The organism is Streptomyces sp. IBSBF 2435, from assembly GCF_036815005.1.
Lineage (GTDB): Bacteria > Actinomycetota > Actinomycetes > Streptomycetales > Streptomycetaceae > Actinacidiphila.
Genome location: NZ_JAJSYW010000019.1, coordinates 24,808 through 48,119, shown reverse-complemented (window position 1 = coordinate 48,119; position 23,312 = coordinate 24,808). Strand labels below are relative to the sequence as shown.

Here is a 23,312-nt window from a genome sequence, read left to right as displayed (position 1 = left end):
CCTCCCCGGGGCCGACCCCGCGAGCCCCCGTCCGCCGGGCGCCGCCGGACCGCCCCGGCCGCCGGGAGGGCCGTGCGCCGGACACCGCGGGCCGCCCCGGCCGCCGCTCCCGGCGCGGCGCCGCCGTCCGCCCGGCCGCAGGTGGGGCTGCCCGCGGCGGGTCCGGCGTGCCCCGCGGCAGCGCGTGCGGCTCGGTTAGCCTGTGCGGCATGGACACCGCCGCCGCGCCCGGGTTCCGGCCCGCCACCGCACAAGACGTTCCCGCGCTCGTCGCGCTGATCGAGTCCGCCTACCGCGGCGACGCCAGCCGTGCCGGATGGACGACGGAGGCGGACATCCTCCAGGGGCGGCGCACCGATCCCGAAGGTGTGCTCGCGGTCATAGAGAAGGCCGACAGCAGGCTCGTCGCGGTGGAGAGCGACGGCGAGCTGGTGGCCTGCTGCCAGCTGGAGCACCGCGGCGGCCACGCGTACTTCGGGATGTTCGCGGTGCGCCCGACGCTCCAGGGCGCGGGGCTCGGCAAGGCCGTCATCGCGGAGGCGGAACGCTTCGCCCGCGACGAGTGGGGCGTCGCCGAGATGCACATGACGGTGATCTCGGTCCGCGAGGACCTCATCGCCTGGTACGAGAGGCGCGGCTACGCCAGGACCGGGCAGACCAGCGCCTTCCCGTACGGCGACGAGCGGTTCGGGCTGCCGACCCGCGACGACCTGGAATTCGAGCTGCTGGCCAAGAAGCTCTGAGGGCTCCTCCCGGCAGGGCTACAGCCGTCCCGCCGCCGTGATCCGGCGCAGGAAGTCGCGGGTGCGCGGCTCGCGGGGCGCGCCGAAGACCTCGGCCGCGGTACCCCGCTCCAGCACCACCCCTCCGTCGAGGAAGCACACCTGATCGGCGACCTCGCGTGCGAAGGCCATCTCATGGGTGGCGATCACCATGGTCATGCCCTGCTCCTTGAGGTCGCGGACCACGGCCAGGACCTCGCCGACCAGTTCCGGGTCGAGCGCGGCAGTGACCTCGTCCAGGAGCAGCAGCCGCGGCCGGGTGGCGACCGCCCGCAGGATCGCCACCCGCTGCTGCTGGCCGCCGCTGAGCCGGTCGGGGTACTCCCCGGCCCGGTCGGCGAGGCCCAGCCTGCCCAGCAGCCCTCGCGCACGCTCCTCCGCCTCGGCCCGCGGCACCTTGTGCACCCGGCGCGGTGCGAGGGCGATGTTGTCCAGCACGGTCATGTGCGGGAAGAGGTTGTAGGACTGGAACACCACGCCGATCCTGCGGCGTACCGCGTCCTGGTCCGCGCGCGGGTCGGTGATGTCCTCGCCGTCCAGCAGGATCGCACCGTCGTCGACCTCCTCCAGCAGGTTCACGCAGCGCAGGAGGGTCGACTTGCCGGAGCCCGAGGCGCCGATGAGCGCGGTCACGGTGTGCGCGGGCACCTCCAGGGTGAGGTCCCGCAGCACCACGGAGCCGCCGTAGGTCTTGCGCACCGACTCCAGCGACAGCACGGGCGTGCCGGTCAGCGCGGGCACGGCGTCCTTCGCCAGCGGGTCGGTGCTCATACGGCGCCTCCCTGCGACTGGCGCCGGTTCATCCGGGCGGTCACCCAGTCGGTGAGCCGCGTCATGGGGATGGTGAGTGCCACGAAGATCACTCCGGCGACGACGTAGGGCGTGTAGTTGAAGGACCGGGACGCGACGATCTGGGCCGCCGCGACCGCGTCCACCGCGCCGCCGATGGACACCAGGCCGGTGTCCTTCTGCAGCGACACCAGGTCGTTGAGCAGCGGCGGCACGACCCGGCGCACGGCCTGCGGCAGCACCACGTACCGCATGGTCTGGGCGCTGCTCAGGCCGAGCGAGCGGGCCGCGGCGCGCTGGCTGGGGTGAACCGTCTCGATGCCGGCCCTGAACACCTCGGCCACATAGGCGGTGTAGGTCAGGCACAAGGCGAAGCCGCCCAGCAGGACCGGGTCGTTGGTGACCCCGCTCAGCCGCAGCGCGGGCACTCCGAAGACGACGGCGAGCAGGCAGATGATCAGCGGCAGCCCCCGGAAGAAGTCCACGTAGGCCGTGGCGAGGGCGCGCAGCGGAAAGAAGACCGGCCCGCGAAGGGTGCGGACCACGGCCACCAGCAGCCCGGCGACCAGGACGACCGCGCCGCACACCACCATCAGCTGGACGTTCAGCCACAGGCCGTGCAGCACGTCGGGCAGCGACTTCTTCGCGTAGTGCCAGTTGAAGAAGGTCTCCCGGGTGCGCGACCAGCCCGGCGAATTCACCACCAGCGCGACCAGTACGGCCGCCGTCGCGAGGGTGCTGCCCGCCGCCACCAGGCCGGCCCTGCGGGTCCTGGCGCGCCGGTCGCGCTCCCGTTCGATCCGCCGGGCGGACGGCCGGTAGAGGTCCGGCGGGGCCGGGTCGTCCCGGACCGTCACGACAGCAGCGGGGCGTCGACGGCGTCGGAGAGCCACTGCTTCTCCAGCGCGGCGAGCGTGCCGTCGGTGCGCAGCGCGGTGACGGCCTTCGAGACGCACGCGGTGAGCCGGCTGCCCTTGTCGAGCACCAGCCCGAACTGCTCGGGCGCGCCGCCGGCCGCGGCGAACTGCCCCACGACCTTGGCGTCCTGGACCTCGGCGCCGGTGATGTAGAAGGCGGTGGGCAGGTCCACCACGATCCCGTCCACCTGGCCGTTCTTCAGCGCCGCGACGGCCAGGTCGTTGCGCTGGAAGGCGGCGGGCTGCTTCGAGGGCTTGACCACATCCGTGACCGTGTCCAGGCTCGTGGTGCCGATCTGGGCGCCCAGCTTGGCGTTCTTGAGGTCGGCGATCGAGTGCGCGCCGGCGATCTTCGACCCCTTGCGGGCGACGACCGCCTGCCGCACGTCGTAGTAGCCGGGCGAGAAGTCGACGGTCTTCTTGCGGTCGGCGTTGATCGAGACCTGGTTGATGTCGAAGTCGAAGTCCTTGGCGCCCGGGGCGAAGGCGGAGTTGAACGGCACGGTCTTCCAGGTCACCTGGCCCGCCGCATAGCCGAGCTGCTTGGCGACGGCGTACGCGACCGCCGACTCGTAACCCTTGCCGTTGGAGGGCTTGTTGTCCGAGAACCACGGATCGTACGCCGGGTTGTCGGTGCCGATGGTGAGCGTGCCGCCGGAGTGGGTGGGCAGCGCGCCCGACGGGCACGCGTCGGCGGCGGTGGTGGCGGACGCCGAGCTGCCGGCGGCGGGCGACGACGGCGAGTCGGACGCCGTCGAATCGTCCTGCGGGGAGCAGCCGGCGAGCGCGAGGACGAGTGCGAGCGGGGCGGCGGCCGCGAGGGCGGCGCGCTTCCGGGCCAGTCGGATCACGGGACGCATGGCGGGACCTTGGCATCCCGCGCGGCAACTGTCCACGTGATTGAGGTCGATGTCCGGATGGCGGACGTTTGTGTCCGCAGTATTGCGCGCGCAGTCCGTACGCCCCGCCCGGTCCGCGTGGCGTGCGCCGGGCGTGGCGTACGCCTTACGGCTGCTCGGCGGGCGCGGTCGGCAGGTCGGTCGCGGCGCCGTCCAGCCGCAGCGCCCGGGCCAGCGCCCAGTCCTGCGCGGTGTTCACCGTCCAGGCCATGACCGCGATCCCCGCGGCCTGGCAGCGGCGTACGACGTCCAGGCTCAGGTGGGTGAGGTCCAGGCTGACCAGCCGGGCGCCGACCGCCTGGGCGCGGGTCACGATCTCCGGGCCGAGCCTGCTGGCCACCAGAACGGTGCGGACGTCGGGCAGCAGCGCGTGGATCTCGGCGAGTGCCTCGTCGTGGAAGGACAGCACGCTGACCCGCTCGGTCTCGCCGCGCTCGCGGAGCGTGTCGGCCAGCGCGCGGGCCGCCGCAGCGTCCTTGATCTCGGCCTGGATCGGGCAGCTCACCGCGTCGAGCACCTCCTCGAAGGCCGGCACCCGCTCGCCGAGCCCGGCGTCCAGGGTGCGGATCTCGGCGAGCGTGAGGTCGCGGATCGCCCCGCTGCCGTCCGTGGTGCGGTCCACGTCGGCGTCGTGCATCACCACCAGTGCGCCGTCCTTGCTCAGATGGAGGTCCAGCTCGATCTGGTCCAGGCCGGCCTGCTCGGCGCGGCGGAAGGAGCGCAGGGTGTTCTCCGGCTCGACGCCCATGACGCCGCGGTGACCGACGGTGAGGAAGCTCATACCGGCACCATAGGCCGTGCGGGCGACACCAGGCCGAACGCGCCCTGACGGCCCGGCGCCGCCGGGCGGACAGAGGAATCCGTCGCCCCGTACCGGGACAACGGCCGCAAGAACGGCCGTCGAGAGGTGATTCGGCAGGACGATCCGCTTCGACCGCCCTTGTAGCGGGAACAATGTCGTGGATACGGTAGGGTCACGACATTTTTTTCTGTAAAGGAGCGGTCATGGGTGAAGTTCTTTCGTCGGCGACGGCTCACACCGGCCGGCCAGCCGGTGACGACGTCGCCGGGCACCCCGCGTGGGCGGCGCTCAAGCAGGCAGTCGAGGCCATCAGGCCCTGGCAGCTCAAGGACGGCTCCCTCGACTTCGACGCCGAGGGCGCGCCCACGCGCGAGGACGCGGCGCGCGCGGTGGAGCGGGTCGTGGACGCGGTCGGGCAGCTGACCGCGCTGCTCCCGCACGACGCCGCCTATCACCGCGCCCTGGCCGCCGACCTGCGCCGCTGGGCCGACGACGGCTTCGCCGTCCCCGACTTCCTGGACTCGCTGCTGGCCTTCCAGCCGTCCGCCGACCGCCGCGACGGCCGCCGCCATGTGGTCGTCTTCCCGATGTACACCCAGAACGGCAACCCGGACCGCAACCTGGAAGCCGTCGCCCTGCGGGTGATGTGGCCCGACTGGCTCGCCGAACTGGAGCGCACCAGGTACGACAACCCGCAGTTCGTACCGATCACCTTCGAGGACTTCACCCCCGGCTACGACACCAATTCCGCGGTGCTCTTCCCCGAGACCGTCGCCGTGCGCACGCCCCCGGAGCGGTGGACCTGGGGCGCGATCTTCTGCGACCGCGAGGCGGCCCGCTTCCGCGCGGTGACCGCCGCCGCGGTGGACACCCTCGGCCTGGAGCTGCCGCCGGAGGCCGCGCGCCTGGTGGCCGACCAGGAGCTGGCCCAGCAGACGTACGTGCTCTGGGACATGATCCACGACCGCACGCACAGCCACGGAGACCTGCCGTTCGACCCGTTCATGATCAAGCAGCGGGCGCCGTTCTGGATGTACGGTCTCGAAGAGCTGCGCTGCGACCTCACGACCTTCCGTGAGGCCGTCACGCTCCAGGCCGAGGGCCACCCCATGGGGCTCGGCGTGCAGTACGCCATCCTCTTCGACCGGCTCTTCCGCTTCCCGGTCACCGGGGAGCGGGTCCGCAACTACGACGGACTCGGCGGTCAGCTGCTCTTCGCGTACCTGCACAAGCACGACGCCGTACGCTGGACGGACAACACCCTGCATATCGACTGGGAGCGCGCACCGCAGGTCACCAACCAGCTCTGTGCCGACATCGAGACGCTGTACAGGGACGGCATAGACCGCCCCAAGCTCGTGCACTGGTTCGCCGCGTACGACCTGGTCGCGAGCTATCTCTCACCGCATCCCGGCTCGGTCTGGGCCAAGGGGCCGGACGCCCTGGACCTGACGCTGCCCCCGCGCAAGCTCGTGGACGACGTGCTGGCGGACGAATTTCCGCTCAGCATGTTCTACGAAGCCCTTGCCAAGAAGCTCCGTGAAGTGATCGCCTCCACCAAGGGGATCACGGGCGAAAGCCCGGTACGGAGCGCCGCGTGACCGGTGCGGCCGAGGAGGCGGACATGACGACCGACACGTATTCCGGCGGTCTTGACGGAGCGGTGATCGCGGTGGCAGGTGCCGGCGGACCCGCCGGCCGCGCCGTACTGCAGCGGCTGGCCCGCGAGGGCGGCCATGTGATCGCGGCGGACGCCGACCCCGAACGGCTGGCGGAGGCCGTCGACGCGGCGCGCTACGACGCGGGCGGCGCCGACATCACCGGGGAGATCGTCGACCTGCTCGATCTGGAGGCCACCCAGGACTGGGCCGGCCGGATCGAGAAGGACCACGGCCGGGTCGACGGCCTGGTCCACCTGGTCGGCGGCTGGCGCGGCTCCGCGTCCTTCCCCGAGACCGAGCTGGCCGACTGGGACGTCCTGCACAAGCTGCTGATCCGGACGGTGCAGCACACCTCGCTGGCCTTCCACGACGGCCTGATGCGCAGCCCCGGCGGCCGCTACGTGCTGATCAGCGCCGCCGGCGCGAGCCGGCCCACCGCGGGGAACGCCGCCTATGCCGCGGCGAAGGCCGCGTCCGAGGCCTGGACGCTCGCGCTCGGCGACTCCTTCCGCAAGCTCAGCGGCGACACCGGGCCCACCGCGGCGGCCACCGTACTGGTGATCAAGGCGCTGGTGCACGATGGGATGCGGGCCGAGCGCCCGCAGTCCACCTTCGCCGGTTTCACCGATGTACGCGATCTCGCCGACGCGATCGCCGACGTCTGGAACCGCACCGCCGACGACGTGAACGGGACCCGCCAGTGGCTGACGCCCCAACCGTGACCGACCCGACCGTGACCGTTCCGGCCGTGACTGACCCGGCCGACCCGACCACCGGCGCGCGGCGGGAAGCCGCGCCGACCGACGCCGTACGGCGGCACGACCCGGGCGTGCGCGGCTTCGCCAGCGACAACTACGCCGGAGTCCACCCCGAGGTCCTGGCCGCCCTGGCACTGGCCAACGGCGGCCACCAGGTCGCCTACGGCGGGGACGGCTACACCGCCCATCTCCAGGAGATCTTCCGGTCGCACTTCGGCCCCACCGCCGAGGTCTTCCCGGTCTTCAACGGCACCGGCGCCAACGTGACCGCGCTCCAGGCCGTCACCGAGCGCTGGGGCGCGGTGATCTGCGCCGAGTCCGCGCACATCCACGTGGACGAGTGCGGCGCGCCCGAGCGTGTCGGCGGGCTGAAACTGCTGACCGTCCCCACCCCCGACGGCAAGCTCACCCCTGAGCTGATCGACCGGCAGGCGTACGGCTTCGACGACGAGCACCGGGCGCAGCCGCAGGTCGTCGCGATCACCCAGACCACCGAGCTGGGCACCTGCTACACGCCCGAGGAGATCAAGGCGGTCTGCGACCACGCCCACCAGCTGGGTATGGCCGTGTATCTGGACGGCGCGCGGCTGGCCAATGCCGCGGCGAGCCTCGGAGTGCCGCCGGCCCGCTTCACCACCGACGCGGGCGTGGACATCCTGTCCTTCGGCGGCACCAAGAACGGCCTGCTGCTCGGCGAGTGCGTCGTGGTACTCAACCCGCAGCGGGTCCGCTCGCTGGCGTACTTGCGCAAGCTGTCGATGCAGCTGGCGTCCAAGATGCGCTTCGTGTCGGTGCAGTTCGAGGCGTTGCTGGCCGGCGACCTGTGGCTGCGCAGCGCCCAGCACGCCAACGCGATGGCCCGCAGGCTGGACGAGGCGGTGCGCGGCATCGACGGGGTGCGGGTGCTGCGGCCCGTGGAGTCCAACGCGGTCTTCGCTGTCCTGCCGCGCCAGGTCAGCGAGCGGCTGCAGAAGCGCTACCGCTTCTACTTCTGGGACGAGTCGACCGGCGAGGTGCGCTGGATGTGCGCCTTCGACACGACGGAGGAGGACGTGGACGGCTTCGCCGCGGCCATAGCCGAGGAGATGGCGTCCGGCGGATGAGGCGGCGCGTGTGCAAGCTGGATATGTATACGTGATGCAGTAAATTGATTGATCGGAGGCCGGTGGATCTCTAGGGTCGGTCCATGCAACCGATCCCGGAGACCGCTGTCCTCTCCGCATATCTCGCCGCCGACGACGTCATCGACCACCACGACCCGCTCGTGCGGGAAACCGCCGCGCTTCTGGCCGAGGACACCGGCAGCCCGCATGAATATGCGGAGGTGGCCTTCGAATACGTCCGCGACGCGATCCCGCACTCCTTCGACTCCGGCGATCCGCGGGTCAGCTGGCGGGCGTCCGACGTGCTGGAGCAGCGCAACGGCATCTGCTATGCCAAGTCGCACGCCCTGGCCGCGCTGCTGCGGGCCCGCGGCATACCCGCCGGGCTCTGTTACCAGCGGCTGACCGAGGACGACGGCTCACAGCCGGCCCTGCACGGCCTGATCGCCCTGCGGCTGCCCGGCACCGACCGCTGGAGCCGGCTGGACGCCAGGGGCAACCGGCCGGGCGTGGACGCCCGCTTCTCGCTGACGACCGAGCGACTGGCCTTCCCGGTCCGCCCGGAGCTGGGGGAGCGCGACCACCCGCTGGTCTACGCGGCCCCGCCGGCGGCCGTGGTGGCCTGCCTGCGGGCGGCGCGGAGCAGCACCGGCATCGTGCTGCCCGCCGACCTGCCGGACCGGTCCTAGGCGGCCGTCCTAATCGGCCGCCTGCTGCGCGCGGTCCCGCTCCGCCGCCACCTCGGGTGTCGGGGCGGTGCCGCCCAGGTGCGACGGCAGCCACCAGCGGTCGTCGGGGCCCGAGGGGCGGCCGGGGTACGTCCGCTGGGCGTCCTCCAGCAGTTCCTGGACCCGCAGCCGGAGCCGCCGGGTGAGCGCCCCGGGCTTCTCCTCGTCGTGCGGGCGCATCTGCTCGCCGATCCGCATCGAGATCGGGAGCCTCGTCCTGCCGAGATTGCGCGGCCGGCCCTTGGTCCACAGCCGCTGGGTGCCCCACAGCGCCATCGGCAGCAGCGGCACCCCCGCCTCCATCGCCAGCCTGGCGGCGCCCGACTTGAACGACTTCAAGGTGAAGGACTGTGAGATGGTCGCCTCGGGGAAGACCCCGATGATCTCGCCCCTGCGCAGCGCCTCCAGTGCGTGCGCGTACGCGTGCATGCCCTCGGAACGGTCCACGGGGATGTGCTTCATGGCGCGCATCAGCGGCCCCGACACCTTGTGCCGGAAAACCGACTCCTTGGCCATGAACCGCACCAGGCGCTTGGCGGGCAGCGTCGTCAGGCCGCAGAAGACGAAGTCCAGATAGCCGATGTGATTGCTCACCAGCAGGGCGCCGCCCTCACGCGGTATGTTCTCGGTGCCCCGGATGTCGAACCGCAGGCCCTGCACCTTGAACATGGTGCGGGCGAAACCGATCACCGGTGGGTAGACGAGTTCGGCCATGTCAGGGCACCTGCTCTCTCCGGGGCGGCGCTCCCGGCGGAAGTTACGCGCCCGTAGGTTGTCCGGCCGCTGAGCGATGGTGCCCTGGCAGCGGGTCCGCTGTCACCCCGGGCGGTCCCGACCCGGGGAGATTCTTCTCACGTCACGCCATTAGCACCGCCACGCCGCCTCCGCGTCGATGGCCGGTTGCCCCGCTCAGGTGAGAGTACGCCTCAGGGCCAGGTACATCTCGCACCCGAGGCAATAGGCGAAGGCGGCGTTCAGAAAGGCGGCGGCGAGGGCGCAGCCGGTGGCCGCCATGCCCAGCCACTGCGGGCCCGCCAGGTAGCCCACCACCCCGACAACGGCGAAGGCCAGCCCCACGGCCTGTGCGAAGCGCGGCGGCGCCGTGTCCTCGGTGGCGGGCGGCGGGCCGATCCTGGGGCGTATCAGGGTGCGGAAGACCCAGCCGTACGGCGACCGCTGCACACCGGCCGCCGCGCCCACGGCGAACAGCGCCGCCTGGACCGCGAGCAGCACGCCGCTGCCGGTGGTCAGGACCGCCGCGAGCACTGCCGTGGTGAGGGCCGCGCCGAACCGGGGGCCGCGTACGTCGATGTCCATGACCGGAATGATGACCGACCCGCGGGCGGCTGCGCCCGCGGGAATCATTGCGGTCGTATAAACGCTGACGTGCGGGAATACGGCGCGGTTCGCGCGCGGGCGGACAATGCGGCGCGGTGGCGGCGGAGGAGGAGGACGGCGATGACGGGCCTGGTGGTGTGCCTTGCCGTGCTCGCGGCGGCGAGTGCCTTCGGTGTCCTGCACCGGCGCAGGGACGGGAGGATCCGGGTGGGTGCCAAGGACGGCGACGAGCGGCTGACGGCGGCGGACCTCGGCGGGCCGCTGGGCGAGCGGGCCACCCTGGTGCAGTTCTCCAGCGCCTTCTGCGCGCCCTGCCGGGCCACCCGGCGGGTGCTGGCCGAGGTCGCCGCCCTGGTCGAGGGGGTGCGCCATGTGGAGATCGACGCCGAGGCGCAGCTCGACCTCGTCCGGCGGCTGCACATCGTCAAGACGCCCACCGTGCTGGTGCTCGACGCGGACGGCGCGGTGGTCCGCAGGGCGTCGGGACAGCCCCGGAAGGCCGACGTGATCGCCGCGGTGGGCGCCGCTGTCTGACGCGCGGTTCGGCGCCCCGGCGGGCGGGGTAGGGCAGCTCACAGCGGACGAACCTTGCGAAGCGGCGGCACTGTCTGTGTACTGGCGAGTAATATATCTGCCGGGGTACTCGCCGCGACGTGGGTTGCGTCCCGGCGGGGACCCGCAGCCGCAGGCGCCTATGCTGCCAATTCCGGGGCACTTGCCAGGGCGCTGCCGGGGCAGTTGACGAAGACGTGCAGGACGATGCAGTAGGTAGGAGAGCAGGCGTGAGCTTGAGGATCGTAGTCGCTGTGAAGTACGTGCCCGACGCCACCGGCGACCGTCACTTCGCCGAAGACCTGACCACCGACCGCGACGCGGTCGACGGCCTGCTGTCGGAGCTGGACGAATACGCCGTCGAGCAGGCGCTGCAGATCGCCGGCGCCGCCGACGACGCCGAGATCACCGTACTGACGGTCGGTCCCGAGGACGCCAAGGACGCGCTGCGCAAGGCGCTGTCCATGGGCGCGGACAAGGCCGTGCACGTCGAGGACGACGCGCTGCACGGCACCGACGTCATCGGGACGTCGCTGGTGCTCGCCAAGGCCATCGAGCACGTCGGCTACGACCTGGTCGTCACCGGCATGGCGTCCACCGACGGCACGGCGGGTGTGGTGCCCGCGCTGATCGCGGAGCGCCTGGGCATCCCGCAGGTCACGCTGCTGTCCGAGGTCGCGGTGGCCGACGGCAAGGTCACCGGGCGCCGCGACGGCGACGCGGCCAGCGAGCAGCTGGAGGCGTCGCTGCCCGCACTGGTGTCGGTCACCGACCAGTCCGGCGAGGCCCGCTACCCGTCCTTCAAGGGCATCATGGCCGCCAAGAAGAAGCCGGTGGAGGCCCTGGACCTGTCGGACCTGGGCATCGACGCGTCCGACGTGGGCCTCGGCGGCGCCTGGACCGCCGTGCAGGACGCCACCCAGCGCCCGCCGCGTACCGCGGGCACGATCGTCAAGGACGAGGGCGAAGGCGGCAAGCAGCTCGCGGCCTACCTCGCGGAGCAGAAGTTCATCTGATGAACGGCCCCGCCCGGCGCCCCGCGCCAGGGCGTGGCAGCGACCGCAGGCCCGCCCCCGCCCCTCACTTTCCGCAGGAGAACGATTCCCATGGCTGAAGTCCTCGTCCTTGTCGACCACGTGGACGGTGCCGTCCGCAAGCCGACCCTCGAACTGCTGACCCTGGCCCGCCGGATCGGCGACCCGGTCGCGGTCCACCTCGGCCCAGGCGCCGAGGCCGCCGCCCCGGCGCTCGCCGAGCACGGTGCGGTCAGGGTGCTCGCCGCCGACGCGCCCGAATTCACCGACTACCTGGTCGTGCCCAAGGTGGACGCGCTGCAGGCCGCGGCCGCCGCCGTGTCGCCGGCCGCCGTCCTGGTGGCGTCCTCCGCCGAGGGCAAGGAGATCGCGGCCCGCCTCGCGCTGCGGCTCGGCTCGGGCATCATCACCGACGCCACCGACCTGGTGGCGGGCGACGACGGGCCGGTCGCGACCCAGTCGGTCTTCGCCGCCGCCTTCACCACCAGGTCCCGGGTCAGCCGCGGTGTACCGGTGATCACCGTCAAGCCGAACTCCGCACCGGTCGAGACCGCCCCCGCGGCCGGCACCGTCGAACCGCTGGCGGTCACCTTCGGCGAGCTGGCCACCGGCACGAAGATCGTCGCCCGCACCCCGCGCCAGTCGACCGGGCGTCCTGACCTGACCGAGGCCGCGATCGTGGTCTCCGGCGGGCGCGGCGTCAACGGCGCCGAGAACTTCTCGGTCATCGAGGCGCTCGCCGACTCGCTCGGCGCGGCCGTCGGCGCCTCGCGCGCCGCGGTGGACGCCGGCTGGTACCCGCACGCCAACCAGGTCGGCCAGACCGGCAAGTCGGTCTCGCCGCAGCTCTACATCGCCAACGGCATCTCCGGCGCGATCCAGCACCGGGCCGGCATGCAGACCTCCAAGACGATCGTGGCGGTCAACAAGGACGCCGAGGCCCCGATCTTCGACCTGGTCGACTACGGCGTGGTCGGCGACCTCTTCCAGGTCGTCCCGCAGCTGACCGAGGAGGTCAAGGCCCGCAAGGGCTGAACCGCCGCCGCGCGACCGCGTTCCGGCCCCCGTACGCCCCGCGTACGGGGGCCGCGGCGTGCGCCCTTCGGGTGTTGACCCGGCCGAACGCCGCGGCTAGCGTCGCTTCAACGGTTTGTTGAATTCGGGAGGGTGGTCCATGCCGCAGCCGGCCGGTACGACACTTGCGGACGCGTACGTCGCGGAGATCGGCGCGTCGCTGGCCGCCACCGACGCCGAACTCGCCCTGCGCTACCCCGGCGACCCCGGCACCCGGCAGCCGGTGCACACCGTCTATGTGCCCGCCGACGCCTTCACCGCGGGGACCGTGCGGCATTGGGGCGACCGGGCGCTGGCGGCGCTGGACGAGCACGCGCCGGACGCCGCGGCGCTGGCCGGCGTGGTCGGGCTGCCCGACGGCCTCGCCGCCGACGTCCACGACCGGGTGCGGGACAAGCTGCGCCGCGAGCCGGTGGAGGACCTGCGGATCGACTTCGAGGACGGCTACGGCGCCCGGTCCGACGCCGAGGAGGACGCCGCCGCGCTGGCGGCGGCGCACACCGTGACCGCGATGACCGAGGACGGCAGCGCCCCGCCCTGGATCGGCATCCGCATGAAGTGCATGGAGGCGGCCGTACGGGACCGCGGCATCCGTACCCTCGACCTCTTCCTCACCGCGCTGCTCGACGGCGGCGGGCTGCCGGAAGGGCTGGCGCTCACGCTGCCCAAAGTGACCTTTCCCGCACAGGTGGCCGCCATGGCCGCGCTGTGCGGGCAGTTCGAACGGGCCGCGGGGCTGCCCGCGGGCCGGATCGGCTTCGAGATCCAGATCGAGACCACCCAGTCCATCCTGGGCCCCGACGGCGCCGCCACCGTGCCCCGGCTCATCGACGCGGCGGCGGGCCGCGCCACCGCCCTGCACTACGGCACCTTCGACTACAGCGCCGCCTGCGGGATCAGCGCCGCCCACCAGGCCCCCGACCACCCGGCCGCCGACCACGCCAAGGCCGTGATGCAGGTCGCCGCCGCAGGCACCGGCGTACGGCTCTCCGACGGCTCCACCAATGTGCTGCCGGTCGGCCCGACCGAATCGGTGCACGCCGCCTGGCGCCTGCACTACGGGCTCGTGCGCCGCTCGCTGGCCCGCGGCTACTACCAGGGCTGGGATATGCACCCGGCGCAGCTGCCGACCCGTTATGCGGCCGTCTACGCCTTCTGCCGGGAGGGCCTGGACACGGCTGCCGCGCGGCTGGCCGACTACGTGGCCGAAACCGCGGGCGCGGTGCTCGACGAGCCCGCGACGGCCCGCGCGCTCAGCGGTTATCTGCTGCGCGGCCTGGACTGCGGCGCTGTGGACCCGGCGGAGGTCAGCGGGCGCACCGGGCTGGCCCGCGGCGAACTCGACGCGCTGGCCGGCCGGTAGCGGTACGCCCGCCGGGGGGCGGCCCCGGCGTGTCAGGAGGCCGGCGGGATCTCGCCGGAACCGCGCGGGATCAGCCGGGCCGGCAGTTCGATGCGGCTGGGCTCCTCCGAGGTGACGCCGTCCAGCCGGCGGAAGAGCAGCTGCGCGGCGTTGCGGCCGAGGCCGGGGGCGTCCTGGGCCACGACGGTGACCGGCGGGTCGAGCAGGTCGGCGAGTTCGAAGTCGTCGAAGCCGACCAGTGCGACCGGCTGCGGGCGTCCCGACAGCACGCGTACCGCCGTGACCGTCACCCGGTTGTTGCCGGCGAAGAGCGCGGTGACCGGCTCGGGCCCGGTGAGCATGGTGGCCAGCGCCGCCCTGACCCGGTCGGGCGTGGTCGGGCCCATCGCGTACCAGTCGGGGCGTACCGGCAGCCCGGCGTCGGCCATCGCCTCGCGGTAGCCGCGCAGCCGTTCGGCGGCGGTGTGGATGCCGGGCTGGTCGCCGATGAAGCCGATCCTGCGGTGGCCGTGCGCGATCAGGTGGGCGACCCCGGTGCGGGTGCCGCCCGCGTTGTCGGTGAGGACGACGTCCGCGTCGATCCGGCCGGCCGGGCGGTCCACGAACACCGTGGCCACACCCGCGTCGATCTCCGGGGTGAGATAGCGGTGGTCGTCGCCGGCGGGCACCACGACCAGGCCGTCGACCCGGCGGGCGCAGAAGGCCAGCACCAGTTCCTGCTCGCGCCGCGGATTCTCGGTACTCGAACCGGTGAACAGCAGCGCGCCGTGCGCGCGGGCCACATCCTCCACCGCGCGGCTGAGCGACCCGTAGAAGGGGTCGGCGAGGTCTTCGAGCACCAGTCCGACGCTCGCGGTCCTGCGGGTGCGCAGCAGGCGGGCGCTGTCATTGCGCCGGAAGCCGAGGGCGTCGATGGCGGACTGTACGCGGGCCACGGTGTCGGGCGTGACGCCCGGTTCCTCGTTCACCACCCGGGAGACCGTCTTGAGTCCGACGCCCGCCCTGGCGGCGACATCCTTCATGGTGGGCCGGGGGACACGTCCAGGAGTATGGGTCACGGTCGTAGTATTCCCTGCGGCAAGAGATGGACAACGTTGTCACGGTCAGGCGAGACTACCTCTGGGACCGCCGTCGCGGAACCCGGGCGACACAACGATGAAGGAGACCCCCGAACGATGCACCCCCACGGCGCGACCGGTCCACTCGTGGCCGCACTGGACATCGGCGGTACGAAGATCGCCGGGGCGCTCATCGACACCGAGGGCCGCCCCGTGGCGCGGGCCCTGCGGCCGACGCCGGCGGGGCAGGACGGCGAGACGGTGATGCGGGCCGTCGCCGAGGTCGTCGCGGAATTGCGCGCGGCCCCGCAATGGTCCGCGGCGGTCGCCGTGGGCATCGGCAGCGCGGGCCCGGTGGACGCCCCGCACGGCACCGTCAGCCCGGTCAACGTCCCCGGGTGGCGCGACTTCCCGCTGGTACCGCGGGTCGGCGAGGCGGCCGGCGGCCTGCCCGTCGTGCTCACCGGCGACGGCGTCGCGATGACCGCGGCCGAGCACTGGCAGGGCGCGGCCCGCGGCTACGACAACGCGCTGTGCATGGTGGTGTCCACGGGCGTCGGCGGCGGGCTCGTGCTCGGCGGGGCGCTGCTGCCCGGGCCGACCGGCAACGCAGGGCACATCGGCCACATCAGCGTCGACCTCGACGGCGACCCGTGCCCGTGCGGCTCCCGCGGCTGCGTCGAACGCATCGCGAGCGGCCCCAACATCGCCCGCCGCGCCCTGGAGTCCGGCTGGCTGCCGCCGGCCGGCACCGAGCCCACCGCGGCGGCCGTCGCCGAGTCCGCGCGGGCCGGCGACCCGCTCGCGACGGCCTCCTTCGACCGCGCCGCGCAGGCTCTCGCGGCCGGTATCGCCGCAACCGCGACCCTGGTCGAGATCAATGTCGCGGTCATCGGCGGCGGCGTCGCGGGCGCGGGCCCGGTGCTCTTCGACCCGCTGCGCGACCACCTGACCCGCTACGCCACGCTCTCCTTCGCCGCGGGCGTGGACGTGGTACCGGCCAAACTCGGCACGGACGCGGGCCTGGTGGGCGCGGCAGCGGCGGCGGCCCAGGGCCTCGGCCTGGCCGGCTTCGTGGCCGGCTGACGGCGCGGGCTCGGGTCCGGGGGGCCGGGACCGGCAGGGTCGCTGCCGCGTACGATCGGCGATGACCTCTCCCGTCACCCTCACGGCCGGCGCGACGCCCACCGCTCCCGCTCTCGTCCTTCGCCCCTGGTGCGCGGAGGACGTCGCTGCGCCGGCCGAGGTGCACCGGGATCCCGTGTTGCGGCGTTGGACGCGCTGTCCCGTGGACACTGAGGACGCGGGGCTGACGTGGGTGCGGGCCCAGGCCCAGGAGTGGGGCTGGACAACGGGCGAGCGGTTCGGCTGCGCCGTCCTTGAAGCGGCCCATGACGCGGGGCTCGGCGCGGGACTTGACGCGGCGCCGCCGCGGTTGGTGGGCTATGTGGTCCTCAAGGGCGTCGTTTCCGATACGCCGTCCGCCGAGGCCGGCTACTGGACGGCGGCACAGGCGCGCGGGCGGGGTGTGGCACCACGGGCCGTCGAGGCTCTCACCGCCTGGTCCTTCGAGGCCTTCCGGGCCGACGGCCTGGAACGCCTCGAACTCCTCCACCAGGTCGACAACCCGGCGTCCTGCCGCGTCGCCGGGAAGAGCGGCTACCGGCTCGACAGGACTCTGCCGTCGGCTCCTCCCGCCTACCCGCGCGACGGTCACCTGCACATACGGCACGCCGCTGCCTGACCCTGCTTCGCCGCGGCAATTGCGGCGGCGCCGGAGCGGGCGGCCGTGCGGCGGGCACGACGGGCCAGCAGCAGGACGGCGCACGCGCCGACGAGGCAGGCGGCGGAGCTGAGCAGGAAGGCGTGGTTGGCGCCGGTGGCCAGTGCGGCGGCGGGAGAGGGGCCGCGGGCCGCCGTCACGACCGAGACGGTCAGGGCGACGCCGAGGGCGGAGCCGACGTAGCGGGCGGTGTTGTTGGCGCCGGAACCCATCGCGCTGCGCTCGGCGGGCACGCCGGCGACCGCCAGCCGGGCCAGCGCCGCGTTGAGGATGCCGCTGCCGACACCGGCGACGGCGAGGCCAGGGAAGAGCCGGCCGTACGAGCCGCCGACGTGCATGCCGTACAGGGCGCCCTGGCCGACCGCGGAGATGGCCAGGCCGAGGGCGGCCTGGGTGTCGGCGCCGATGTGCGGGGCAAGGCGGCGGGCCAGCAGCGCGGACACCGCGGAGACGCCCGACCAGACCACGAAGAGCAGACTTGTCGACACCGCGCTGGTGCCGAGCACCCCCTGCACCATGGTCGGCAGATAGCTGAACAGGCCGACCACGGCCAGACCGGTGGTCAGCGCTCCGACTCCGGCGGCGAGGAAGGCGGGGCTGCGCCACAGGGCCGGGTCCAGCAGGGGTTCCGCCACCCGGCGCTCCACCGAGGCGAAGACGGCGAGCGCCAGGACGGCCGCGGCCAGCAGGACCAGTACGGCCGGCCGCAGCCAGCCGCCGCGGCTCTCCCCGAACCCGGCGACCAGCGCGGCCGTGCCGGCTCCGAGGGCGACCGCGCCCGCGACATCGAGGCGGCGGGGGTGCTCGGCCCGCGACTCGGGGACTGCCGCGGTGAGCGCGGCCACCGGCACGGTGAGCAGCGCCAGGCCCCAGTAGAGCGACCGCCAGCCCCACTCCTGGGTGAGCAGGGCCGCGTAGACCGGGCCGATCGCGATACCGCCGCCGACAGTCGCGCCCCATATTCCCAGGGCGCGGACCCGGTGCCGACCTGCCGGGTGGGCGTCGGCGATCAGGCCGAGGCCGGCGGCGAGCACGGCGGCGCTGGCCACGCCCTGGAGGATCCGGCCGGCCAGGAAGAGCGCGGTGTCGGGAGCGGCGGCCGACAGCGCGGTGGCGAGCAGCAGCAGGACCGCGCCCGCCGCGAACGTACGGCGCCGCCCGCGGGCGTCCGCAACGCTGCCCATGGTGAGCAGCAGGGCGGCCAGACCCACCGGTGTGCCGGTCAGCATCCAGGTCTCGGCGACCGCGCCCGAGTGCAGCCCGCGCGAGGTGGCAGCCAGCGTGGTGGCGGGGGCGGTGAAGGCCATCAGCGTGACCAGGGTGCCCAGGCCGACGGTCAGCAGCGTCATCGCGGCTGCCGCACCGGGTCCGCCGTCGGACTCCGGGTCAACGGGCGGGGCGGCGGCCGTCGCCGCGGTGCGCTGTGCGGCCTGCGTGTTCATCGGGTTTCCTCCGCTGGGGGAGCCGGTCCGGGAGCGCCGCGACAGTGAGTCTGGTCAATGAACTCATCGGAGCGGACCGCAGACTAGCATGTAAGTCTGTTCAATGAACCTGGCGGTAGGCTGGGCCGTATGGCACTCGGAACCGATTACGCCCAGCAGGACTGCTCGCTCGCCCGCGCCCTGGAGGTGGTCGGCGAGCGCTGGAGCCTGCTGATCGTGCGGGACGCCTTCTACGGCGTCCGCAGGTTCAACGACTTCCTGGTCCACCTGGACATCCCGCGGGCCGTGCTCACCGCGCGGCTGGCCGCGCTCACCGGGGCGGGAGTGCTGCGCAAGGAGGCCTACCAGCAGTCGCCCCCGCGGTACGACTACGTCCTCACCGACGCCGGCCTCGACCTGTGGCCGCCGCTGCACGCGCTGATGCGCTGGGGCGGGCTGCACGCCTCGGCGGGAGAGCCGGCCAGAACCTTCCACCACGCCGTCTGCGGCACCCGGCTGGACATGACCGGCGGCTGCCCGGTGTGCGGGGTGGCGCAGGTGGCGCCCGCCGACGTCGAGAGGCGCTACCTGCGCCCCGGGGACCGTCCGGGCCGCGCCGACCCGGTCGCCGCCGCGCTCACCGCCCCGGCCCGGCTGCTGCAGCCGGTACGCGGCGCTGCCGGGGCGGGCGCGTTTGCCGGGGGCGATGATCCGGGCAATTCGTAGGGGTCAACGGATAAGGGGGCACCGTGATCATCTGGGTGAACGGGGCGTTCGGCGCGGGCAAATCCAGCGCCGCGCGCGAGATGCTCGACCTCATACCGGAGAGCACCCTGTACGACCCCGACGTGCTCGGGGGCTGCCTGCGGCAACTGCTGCCGGAGAAGCGGCTCCAGGAGGTCACCGACTACCAGGAACTCCGGATCTGGCGGCGGTTGGTGGTCGAGACCGCCGCCGCACTGCTGGCCGAGGTCGGCGGAGTCCTCGTGGTCCCGATGACGCTGCTGCGCCAGGAGCACCGGGACGAGATCTTCGGCGGGCTCGCCTCCCGCGGGATCGAGGTACGGCATCTGCTGGTCGATCCCGGAGAAACGATCCTGCGACGTCGGATCACCGCGTGGACCGAAAACCCCGACCGTTCCCCGGTCGGCGAGCCGGCCCGGCGCTGGGCGCTGGAACGCATCCCCGACTACCTCGACGCGCTGCCCTGGCTGGCGCGTGACTCCCATGTGCTCCGCACCGCCGAGCTCACGCCGCGGGAGACGGCGCTGCGACTCACCGAGGCGGTCGGCCGCGGCGAGGGTGCCTGCGGCATCGTACAGACTCCTGAGCCGCGGGCCGAGACGGTGGCGGCAGGAGTGCTGCTCTTCGACGAAGCCGACCGTGTCCTGCTGGTCGACCCCACCTACAAACCCGGCTGGGAATTCCCCGGCGGAGTCGTCGAGCGCGGCGAGTCACCGGTGCGGGCCGGACACCGCGAGGTCGCCGAGGAACTGGGCATCGAGCTGACCCGCGGGCTCGAACTCCTCGTGGTCGACTGGGAGCCGCCGCACCCGCCGGGCCACGGCGGGCTGCGGCTGCTCTTCGACGGCGGCCGGGTGCCGACCGCCGACATCGGCCGGCTGATGCTGCCGCCCGCCGAACTCCGCGACTGGCGCTTCGTCACCGAGGACGAGGCCGCCGGCCTCCTGCCGCCGGTCCGGCTCGACCGGCTGCGCTGGGCGCTGCGCGCCCGCGAACAGGGCCGCCCCCTCAACCTGGAAGCCGGTCACCCGGTCGAATGACCCGCCGCCGGTCCCGCCCCCGGCGCTCGGGCGGGTCCGGCAGCACGCGTCCCCGGCGCTCAGCCGGCCGAGGCGGGCGCCTTCGACGCCGCATAGCGCTGCAGGAAGACCGCCTCCGCCAGCGCCAGCCGCTCCAACTCCTCCGGCGACACGCTCTCGTTGGCCGCGTGGATCTGCGCCTCCGGCTCGCTCAGCCCGATCAGCAGGATCTCCGCCTGCGGGTAGAGCGTCGCCAGCGTGTTGCACAGCGGGATCGAACCGCCCTGCCCGGCGATCGACAGCTCCTGGCCGTACGCCTCCCGCATCGCCTCCGCCATCGCCTCGTAGGCCGGGCTGCTGGTGTCCGCCTGGAAGGGCTGGCCGCTGCCGCGCTGCGTCACCTCGACCCGGGCGCCCCACGGCGCCGCCGACCGCAGATGCTCCGTCAGGGCGTGCGAGGCCTGCTCCGCCGTCACGCCGGGCGGTATCCGTACGCTCACCAGCGCGCCCGCCGTGGCCTGCACCGAGGGCGTGGCGCCGATGACCGGGGGCGCGTCGATGCCCACCACGGTCACCGAGGGGCGGGCCCAGATGCGGTCGGCGACATTGCCCGTGCCGACCAGCTCCACCCCGTCGAGCACCTTGGCGTCCCGGCGGAAGTCCTCGTCCGGATAGCTCAGCCCCGCCCATGTGCCGGAACCGTCCAGACCGTCGACGGTGGTCGCCCCCGAGGCGTCCCGCAGCGAATCGAGTATCCGGATCAGTGCCGCGAGCGCGTCGGGCGCCGCCCCGCCGAACTGGCCCGAGTGCAAGTTGCCCTCAAGCGTGGCCACCCGCAGCTCCAGCAGCACCATGCCGCGCAGCGTCGAGGTCACGGTCGGCACCCCGACCCGGAAATTCCCCGCGTCGCCGATCACGATCGCATCGGCAGTGAGCAACTCGGGGTGCGCCTCGGCATACCGCTCAAGACCGCCGGTGCCCTGCTCCTCCGAACCCTCCACGATCACCTTGACGTTCACCGGCGACCCGCCGTGCTCACGCAGCGCCCGCAGTGCCGTCAGATGCATCAGCAGCCCGCCCTTGCAGTCCGCGGAGCCCCGGCCGTACCACCGGCCGTCGCGCTCGGTCAGCTCGAACGGCGGTGACAGCCACGCCGACTCGTCCAGTGGCGGCTGCACGTCGTAGTGCGCGTACAGCAATACCGTGGGCGCGCCCACGGGGCCCGGCAGCAGGCCGTAGACCGACTGGGTGCCGTCCGGTGTGTCGAGCAGGGCCACGTCCTGGAAGCCCTCGTCCCGCAGTGCTCCGGCCACCCAGGCCGCCGCCTTCTCGCTCTCGCTGCGCGGGAACTGCCGCTCGTCGGCCACCGACGCGAACGACACCAGCTCGGCCAGCTCGATACGGGCCCGGGGCATGAGTGAGGCGACGGTCTCGGACAGCGGAACGGACGGCATGGGCTGCTCCTCGCAAGAAATCAGGGGGCTGCTGTGGTGGTTGGCGTACGCAATGGGTCGCTGCCGATGGTGCCACAGCGAACCGAACCCGGGGGGCGCAATAGGATGCGCTGAGCAGGGGCGACGACAGCCGGACGGGCCGAGCGGGAGCGGAAACAGACGTGAGCGGTGAGCAGGCGGCGCAGGACAGCGGTGCGGGGGATGGCGAGACGCCAACGGTCTGGGACGTCGTGGTGATCGGAGCAGGCCCCGCGGGAGCGTCGGCCGCCCATGCGGCGGCGGTCACCGGGCGCCGGGTCCTGCTGCTGGAGAAGGCGGATCTCCCCAGGTACAAGACATGCGGCGGCGGCATCATCGGCCCTTCGCGGGACGCGCTGCCGCCCGGTTTCGAACTGCCGTTGCGCGACCGGGTGCACGCGGTCACCTTCAGCCTGAACGGCCGGCTGACCAGGACCAAGCGCTCCCGGCAGATGCTCTTCGGGCTGATCAACCGTCCCGAATTCGACGCGGCCCTGGTCGACGCGGCCCGCGAGGCCGGCGCCGAGGTGCGCACCGGTGTGACCGTCTCCCGGGTGGAGCAGCACGGCCCCGGTGTGCCCGACCGGCGCACGGTGGCGGTGATAGTGAACGGCAGCGGGGGAGCGACAGGCAAGCGCGACGAGGAGATCGTCTACGCCCGCTCCGTGGTCGGAGCCGACGGCAGCGCCAGCCGGATAGGAGCACACGTCGGGGTCAAGCTCGACCAGGTCGACCTGGGCCTGGAGGCGGAGATCCCGGTACCGGCGGCCGTGGCGGAGGACTGGAGCGGCCGGGTGCTCATCGACTGGGGTCCGCTGCCCGGCAGTTACGGCTGGGTGTTCCCCAAGGGCGACTCCCTCACCGTGGGCGTCATCTCCGCCCGCGGCGACGGCGGCGCCACCAAGCGCTACCTGGACGACTTCATCGCCCGCCTCGGTCTGGCCGGCTTCGAGCCCAGCGTGTCCAGCGGGCACCTCACCCGCTGCCGCGCCGACGACTCGCCGCTGTCCCGCGGCCGGGTGCTGGTCTGCGGTGACGCGGCCGGACTGCTCGAACCCTGGACCCGCGAGGGCATCTCCTACGCGCTGCGCTCCGGCCGGCTCGCGGGGGAGTGGGCGGTCCGTATCGCCGAGTCGCACGACGCGGTGGACGCCCGTAGGCAGGCGCTCAACTACGCCTTCGCCGTCAAGGCCGGCCTCGGCGTCGAGATGGGCGTCGGCCGCCGGATGCTCACCCTCTTCGAGCGGCGCCCCGGCCTGCTGCACGCGGTGCTCACCACCTTCCCGCCGGCCTGGCGGGCCTTCGCCGGCATCACCCGCGGCAGCAGTTCGCTGGCCGAGATCGTCCGTACCCACCCGATGGCCCGCAGGGCGCTGGACAGCGTGAACCGGGCCTGACGGCCGGCCGCGGCGGCACCCGGGGGCGGTGCGCACGATCCGGCGCCCCCGGACCGTCACTCACCCCTGCCCGCGCCTCCGGCGTCGCGCCCGGCCTCTTCGGCCGGTGATATCCGGAAGACCGGGTGCCTGGGCGCTATCGCGCGCAGCTCCTCAGCGGTGGAATCCGGGCCGACGCCGCCGAAGAAGACCCCGACCTCGGCCTTCCAGCGCTTGAGGTACCCGCGCAATATCGGGGTCTTGTCGTCGTCGGCGACCTCCACCGCGGTGAACTCCTCGACCTTCTTCCCCAGGTGCAGCCGGCCGCCGCCTGCCGCCCGCATGTTGTGCGTCCACTGGACGTGGCCGCGAGGAGCCACCAGATAGCGCTCGCCGTCCAGCGTGAGCACATTGACCGGTGTGGTGCGCCACTCGCCGCTCTTGCGGCCCCGGACGGCCAGCACCCGGGAACCCCAGACGCTGAAACCGCGGCGGGTCAGAAACGCGACGGTGCGGTTGAGGACATTGACGGTGAACCAGCCGGGCTTCTGAACGTGCTGGACCTGCTCGGACATGAGGGTCTCTCCCGATTCTGTGAGCGGTGCTCTCGCTTGAGAACAGTGTGCCCGATGAGTGCGC

General features: G+C 73.1%; 24 protein-coding genes. 14 read left to right on the top strand and 10 right to left on the bottom strand.

All coding sequences use genetic code 11. From position 1 onward, the window contains the following. The first annotated feature begins 209 nt into the window (after nt 1–209). The gene (locus V7E46_RS06155) at nt 210–743 is read left to right on the top strand and encodes a GNAT family N-acetyltransferase (protein WP_333767447.1); all 534 of its coding nucleotides are present in this window, start codon (nt 210–212) and stop codon (nt 741–743) included. An 18-nt stretch (nt 744–761) separates the two neighbouring features. On the opposite strand, the gene V7E46_RS06150 is transcribed toward V7E46_RS06155, so the two are convergent. From V7E46_RS06150 to V7E46_RS06135, 4 genes are all read right to left on the bottom strand, one after another. Next, on the bottom strand, nt 762–1,553 hold the full coding sequence (locus V7E46_RS06150; protein WP_333767446.1) for an amino acid ABC transporter ATP-binding protein: 792 nt from the start codon (nt 1,551–1,553) through the stop codon (nt 762–764). After that, nucleotides 1,550–2,428, bottom strand: a complete 879-nt coding sequence (locus V7E46_RS06145; RefSeq protein WP_333767445.1) for an amino acid ABC transporter permease — start codon at nt 2,426–2,428, stop codon at nt 1,550–1,552. The genes V7E46_RS06150 and V7E46_RS06145 overlap by 4 nt, the downstream gene beginning before the upstream one ends. Further along, nucleotides 2,425–3,348 carry an ABC transporter substrate-binding protein gene (locus tag V7E46_RS06140; protein WP_333767444.1) on the bottom strand — a complete coding sequence of 308 codons (924 nt, stop codon included), beginning with the start codon at nt 3,346–3,348 and terminating at the stop codon, nt 2,425–2,427. The genes V7E46_RS06145 and V7E46_RS06140 overlap by 4 nt, the downstream gene beginning before the upstream one ends. A 145-nt stretch (nt 3,349–3,493) precedes the next feature. Continuing rightward, nucleotides 3,494–4,168 (bottom strand): glycerophosphodiester phosphodiesterase, encoded by a 675-nt coding sequence (locus V7E46_RS06135; RefSeq protein ID WP_333767443.1) that lies wholly within the window; start codon nt 4,166–4,168, stop codon nt 3,494–3,496. Nucleotides 4,169–4,392: 224 nt separating this feature from the next. On the opposite strand from V7E46_RS06135, the gene V7E46_RS06130 reads away from it, so the two are divergent. From V7E46_RS06130 to V7E46_RS06115, 4 genes are all read left to right on the top strand, one after another. Continuing rightward, complete coding sequence (locus V7E46_RS06130; protein WP_333767442.1) at nt 4,393–5,790, top strand: DUF6421 family protein; 1,398 nt, start codon at nt 4,393–4,395, stop codon at nt 5,788–5,790. A 23-nt stretch (nt 5,791–5,813) separates the two neighbouring features. After that, the gene (locus V7E46_RS06125; protein ID WP_333767441.1) at nt 5,814–6,572 is read left to right on the top strand and encodes an SDR family oxidoreductase; all 759 of its coding nucleotides are present in this window, start codon (nt 5,814–5,816) and stop codon (nt 6,570–6,572) included. 26 nt (nt 6,573–6,598) lie between these two features. After that, a complete protein-coding gene (locus V7E46_RS06120; RefSeq protein ID WP_333767440.1) occupies nt 6,599–7,711 on the top strand; it encodes a threonine aldolase family protein in 1,113 nt (370 codons plus the stop codon). 83 nt (nt 7,712–7,794) lie between these two features. After that, nucleotides 7,795–8,400, top strand: a complete 606-nt coding sequence (locus V7E46_RS06115) for a transglutaminase-like domain-containing protein (protein ID WP_333767439.1) — start codon at nt 7,795–7,797, stop codon at nt 8,398–8,400. Between the two features lie 9 nt (nt 8,401–8,409). Here the strand turns inward: V7E46_RS06115 and V7E46_RS06110 are convergent, their stop codons facing one another. Together V7E46_RS06110 and V7E46_RS06105 are read right to left on the bottom strand one after the other, a co-directional pair. Then, complete coding sequence (locus tag V7E46_RS06110; protein WP_333767438.1) at nt 8,410–9,153, bottom strand: lysophospholipid acyltransferase family protein; 744 nt, start codon at nt 9,151–9,153, stop codon at nt 8,410–8,412. A 195-nt stretch (nt 9,154–9,348) separates the two neighbouring features. Continuing rightward, the gene (locus V7E46_RS06105; protein WP_333767437.1) at nt 9,349–9,756 is read right to left on the bottom strand and encodes a DUF4395 domain-containing protein; all 408 of its coding nucleotides are present in this window, start codon (nt 9,754–9,756) and stop codon (nt 9,349–9,351) included. 141 nt (nt 9,757–9,897) lie between these two features. On the opposite strand from V7E46_RS06105, the gene V7E46_RS06100 reads away from it, so the two are divergent. From V7E46_RS06100 to V7E46_RS06085, 4 genes are all read left to right on the top strand, one after another. Further along, the gene (locus V7E46_RS06100) at nt 9,898–10,311 is read left to right on the top strand and encodes a thioredoxin family protein (RefSeq protein WP_333767436.1); all 414 of its coding nucleotides are present in this window, start codon (nt 9,898–9,900) and stop codon (nt 10,309–10,311) included. 248 nt (nt 10,312–10,559) lie between these two features. Continuing rightward, nucleotides 10,560–11,345 carry an electron transfer flavoprotein subunit beta/FixA family protein gene (locus tag V7E46_RS06095; RefSeq protein ID WP_333767435.1) on the top strand — a complete coding sequence of 262 codons (786 nt, stop codon included), beginning with the start codon at nt 10,560–10,562 and terminating at the stop codon, nt 11,343–11,345. Nucleotides 11,346–11,435: 90 nt separating this feature from the next. Next, nucleotides 11,436–12,398: an electron transfer flavoprotein subunit alpha/FixB family protein gene (locus V7E46_RS06090; protein ID WP_333767434.1), complete on the top strand. Its 963-nt coding sequence runs from the start codon at nt 11,436–11,438 to the stop codon at nt 12,396–12,398. Nucleotides 12,399–12,537: 139 nt separating this feature from the next. Next, complete coding sequence (locus tag V7E46_RS06085) at nt 12,538–13,800, top strand: DUF6986 family protein (RefSeq protein WP_333767433.1); 1,263 nt, start codon at nt 12,538–12,540, stop codon at nt 13,798–13,800. A gap of 32 nt (nt 13,801–13,832) precedes the next feature. On the opposite strand, the gene V7E46_RS06080 is transcribed toward V7E46_RS06085, so the two are convergent. Beyond that, nucleotides 13,833–14,822, bottom strand: a complete 990-nt coding sequence (locus V7E46_RS06080) for a LacI family DNA-binding transcriptional regulator (RefSeq protein WP_333767432.1) — start codon at nt 14,820–14,822, stop codon at nt 13,833–13,835. Nucleotides 14,823–14,975: 153 nt separating this feature from the next. Between V7E46_RS06080 and V7E46_RS06075 the strand changes: the two genes are divergently transcribed. After that, nucleotides 14,976–15,944: an ROK family protein gene (locus V7E46_RS06075; RefSeq protein WP_333767431.1), complete on the top strand. Its 969-nt coding sequence runs from the start codon at nt 14,976–14,978 to the stop codon at nt 15,942–15,944. 61 nt (nt 15,945–16,005) lie between these two features. Further along, on the top strand, nt 16,006–16,602 hold the full coding sequence (locus tag V7E46_RS06070) for a GNAT family N-acetyltransferase (RefSeq protein ID WP_333767430.1): 597 nt from the start codon (nt 16,006–16,008) through the stop codon (nt 16,600–16,602). Here the strand turns inward: V7E46_RS06070 and V7E46_RS06065 are convergent. After that, nucleotides 16,572–18,083 (bottom strand): MFS transporter, encoded by a 1,512-nt coding sequence (locus V7E46_RS06065; protein ID WP_333767429.1) that lies wholly within the window; start codon nt 18,081–18,083, stop codon nt 16,572–16,574. The two genes, V7E46_RS06070 and V7E46_RS06065, sit on opposite strands and share 31 nt — an antisense overlap. Nucleotides 18,084–18,212: 129 nt before the next feature. Here V7E46_RS06065 and V7E46_RS06060 point away from each other — a divergent pair, with 129 nt between their 5' ends. After that, a complete protein-coding gene (locus V7E46_RS06060) occupies nt 18,213–18,788 on the top strand; it encodes a winged helix-turn-helix transcriptional regulator (RefSeq protein WP_333767428.1) in 576 nt (191 codons plus the stop codon). A gap of 23 nt (nt 18,789–18,811) precedes the next feature. Continuing rightward, complete coding sequence (locus V7E46_RS06055; protein ID WP_333767427.1) at nt 18,812–19,846, top strand: NUDIX hydrolase; 1,035 nt, start codon at nt 18,812–18,814, stop codon at nt 19,844–19,846. A gap of 59 nt (nt 19,847–19,905) precedes the next feature. On the opposite strand, the gene V7E46_RS06050 is transcribed toward V7E46_RS06055, so the two are convergent. Next, on the bottom strand, nt 19,906–21,279 hold the full coding sequence (locus V7E46_RS06050) for a dipeptidase (protein ID WP_333767426.1): 1,374 nt from the start codon (nt 21,277–21,279) through the stop codon (nt 19,906–19,908). Between the two features lie 161 nt (nt 21,280–21,440). Between V7E46_RS06050 and V7E46_RS06045 the strand changes: the two genes are divergently transcribed. Beyond that, nucleotides 21,441–22,694, top strand: coding sequence for a geranylgeranyl reductase family protein (locus V7E46_RS06045; RefSeq protein WP_333767425.1), 1,254 nt, complete (start codon nt 21,441–21,443; stop codon nt 22,692–22,694). A 56-nt stretch (nt 22,695–22,750) separates the two neighbouring features. Here the strand turns inward: V7E46_RS06045 and V7E46_RS06040 are convergent, their stop codons facing one another. Further along, the gene (locus tag V7E46_RS06040) at nt 22,751–23,248 is read right to left on the bottom strand and encodes a nitroreductase family deazaflavin-dependent oxidoreductase (RefSeq protein ID WP_333767424.1); all 498 of its coding nucleotides are present in this window, start codon (nt 23,246–23,248) and stop codon (nt 22,751–22,753) included. Between the last annotated feature and the right edge of the window lie 64 nt (nt 23,249–23,312).

Excerpts from the sequence above, each read along its gene's own strand:
- V7E46_RS06070 (WP_333767430.1), top strand. The coding sequence starts at position 16,006 with ATGACCTCTCCCGTCACCCTCACGGCCGGCGCGACGCCCACCGCTCCC.
- V7E46_RS06075 (WP_333767431.1), top strand. The coding sequence starts at position 14,976 with ATGCACCCCCACGGCGCGACCGGTCCACTCGTGGCCGCACTGGACATC.
- V7E46_RS06110 (WP_333767438.1), bottom strand. The coding sequence starts at position 9,153 with ATGGCCGAACTCGTCTACCCACCGGTGATCGGTTTCGCCCGCACCATG.
- V7E46_RS06105 (WP_333767437.1), bottom strand. The coding sequence starts at position 9,756 with ATGGACATCGACGTACGCGGCCCCCGGTTCGGCGCGGCCCTCACCACG.
- V7E46_RS06130 (WP_333767442.1), top strand. The coding sequence starts at position 4,393 with ATGGGTGAAGTTCTTTCGTCGGCGACGGCTCACACCGGCCGGCCAGCC.
- V7E46_RS06115 (WP_333767439.1), top strand. The coding sequence starts at position 7,795 with ATGCAACCGATCCCGGAGACCGCTGTCCTCTCCGCATATCTCGCCGCC.
- V7E46_RS06090 (WP_333767434.1), top strand. The coding sequence starts at position 11,436 with ATGGCTGAAGTCCTCGTCCTTGTCGACCACGTGGACGGTGCCGTCCGC.
- V7E46_RS06050 (WP_333767426.1), bottom strand. The coding sequence starts at position 21,279 with ATGCCGTCCGTTCCGCTGTCCGAGACCGTCGCCTCACTCATGCCCCGG.
- V7E46_RS06060 (WP_333767428.1), top strand. The coding sequence starts at position 18,213 with ATGGCACTCGGAACCGATTACGCCCAGCAGGACTGCTCGCTCGCCCGC.
- V7E46_RS06125 (WP_333767441.1), top strand. The coding sequence starts at position 5,814 with ATGACGACCGACACGTATTCCGGCGGTCTTGACGGAGCGGTGATCGCG.
- V7E46_RS06135 (WP_333767443.1), bottom strand. The coding sequence starts at position 4,168 with ATGAGCTTCCTCACCGTCGGTCACCGCGGCGTCATGGGCGTCGAGCCG.
- V7E46_RS06140 (WP_333767444.1), bottom strand. The coding sequence starts at position 3,348 with ATGCGTCCCGTGATCCGACTGGCCCGGAAGCGCGCCGCCCTCGCGGCC.
- V7E46_RS06040 (WP_333767424.1), bottom strand. The coding sequence starts at position 23,248 with ATGTCCGAGCAGGTCCAGCACGTTCAGAAGCCCGGCTGGTTCACCGTC.
- V7E46_RS06150 (WP_333767446.1), bottom strand. The coding sequence starts at position 1,553 with ATGAGCACCGACCCGCTGGCGAAGGACGCCGTGCCCGCGCTGACCGGC.
- V7E46_RS06080 (WP_333767432.1), bottom strand. The coding sequence starts at position 14,822 with ATGAAGGATGTCGCCGCCAGGGCGGGCGTCGGACTCAAGACGGTCTCC.
- V7E46_RS06065 (WP_333767429.1), bottom strand. The coding sequence starts at position 18,083 with ATGAACACGCAGGCCGCACAGCGCACCGCGGCGACGGCCGCCGCCCCG.
- V7E46_RS06085 (WP_333767433.1), top strand. The coding sequence starts at position 12,538 with ATGCCGCAGCCGGCCGGTACGACACTTGCGGACGCGTACGTCGCGGAG.
- V7E46_RS06155 (WP_333767447.1), top strand. The coding sequence starts at position 210 with ATGGACACCGCCGCCGCGCCCGGGTTCCGGCCCGCCACCGCACAAGAC.
- V7E46_RS06100 (WP_333767436.1), top strand. The coding sequence starts at position 9,898 with ATGACGGGCCTGGTGGTGTGCCTTGCCGTGCTCGCGGCGGCGAGTGCC.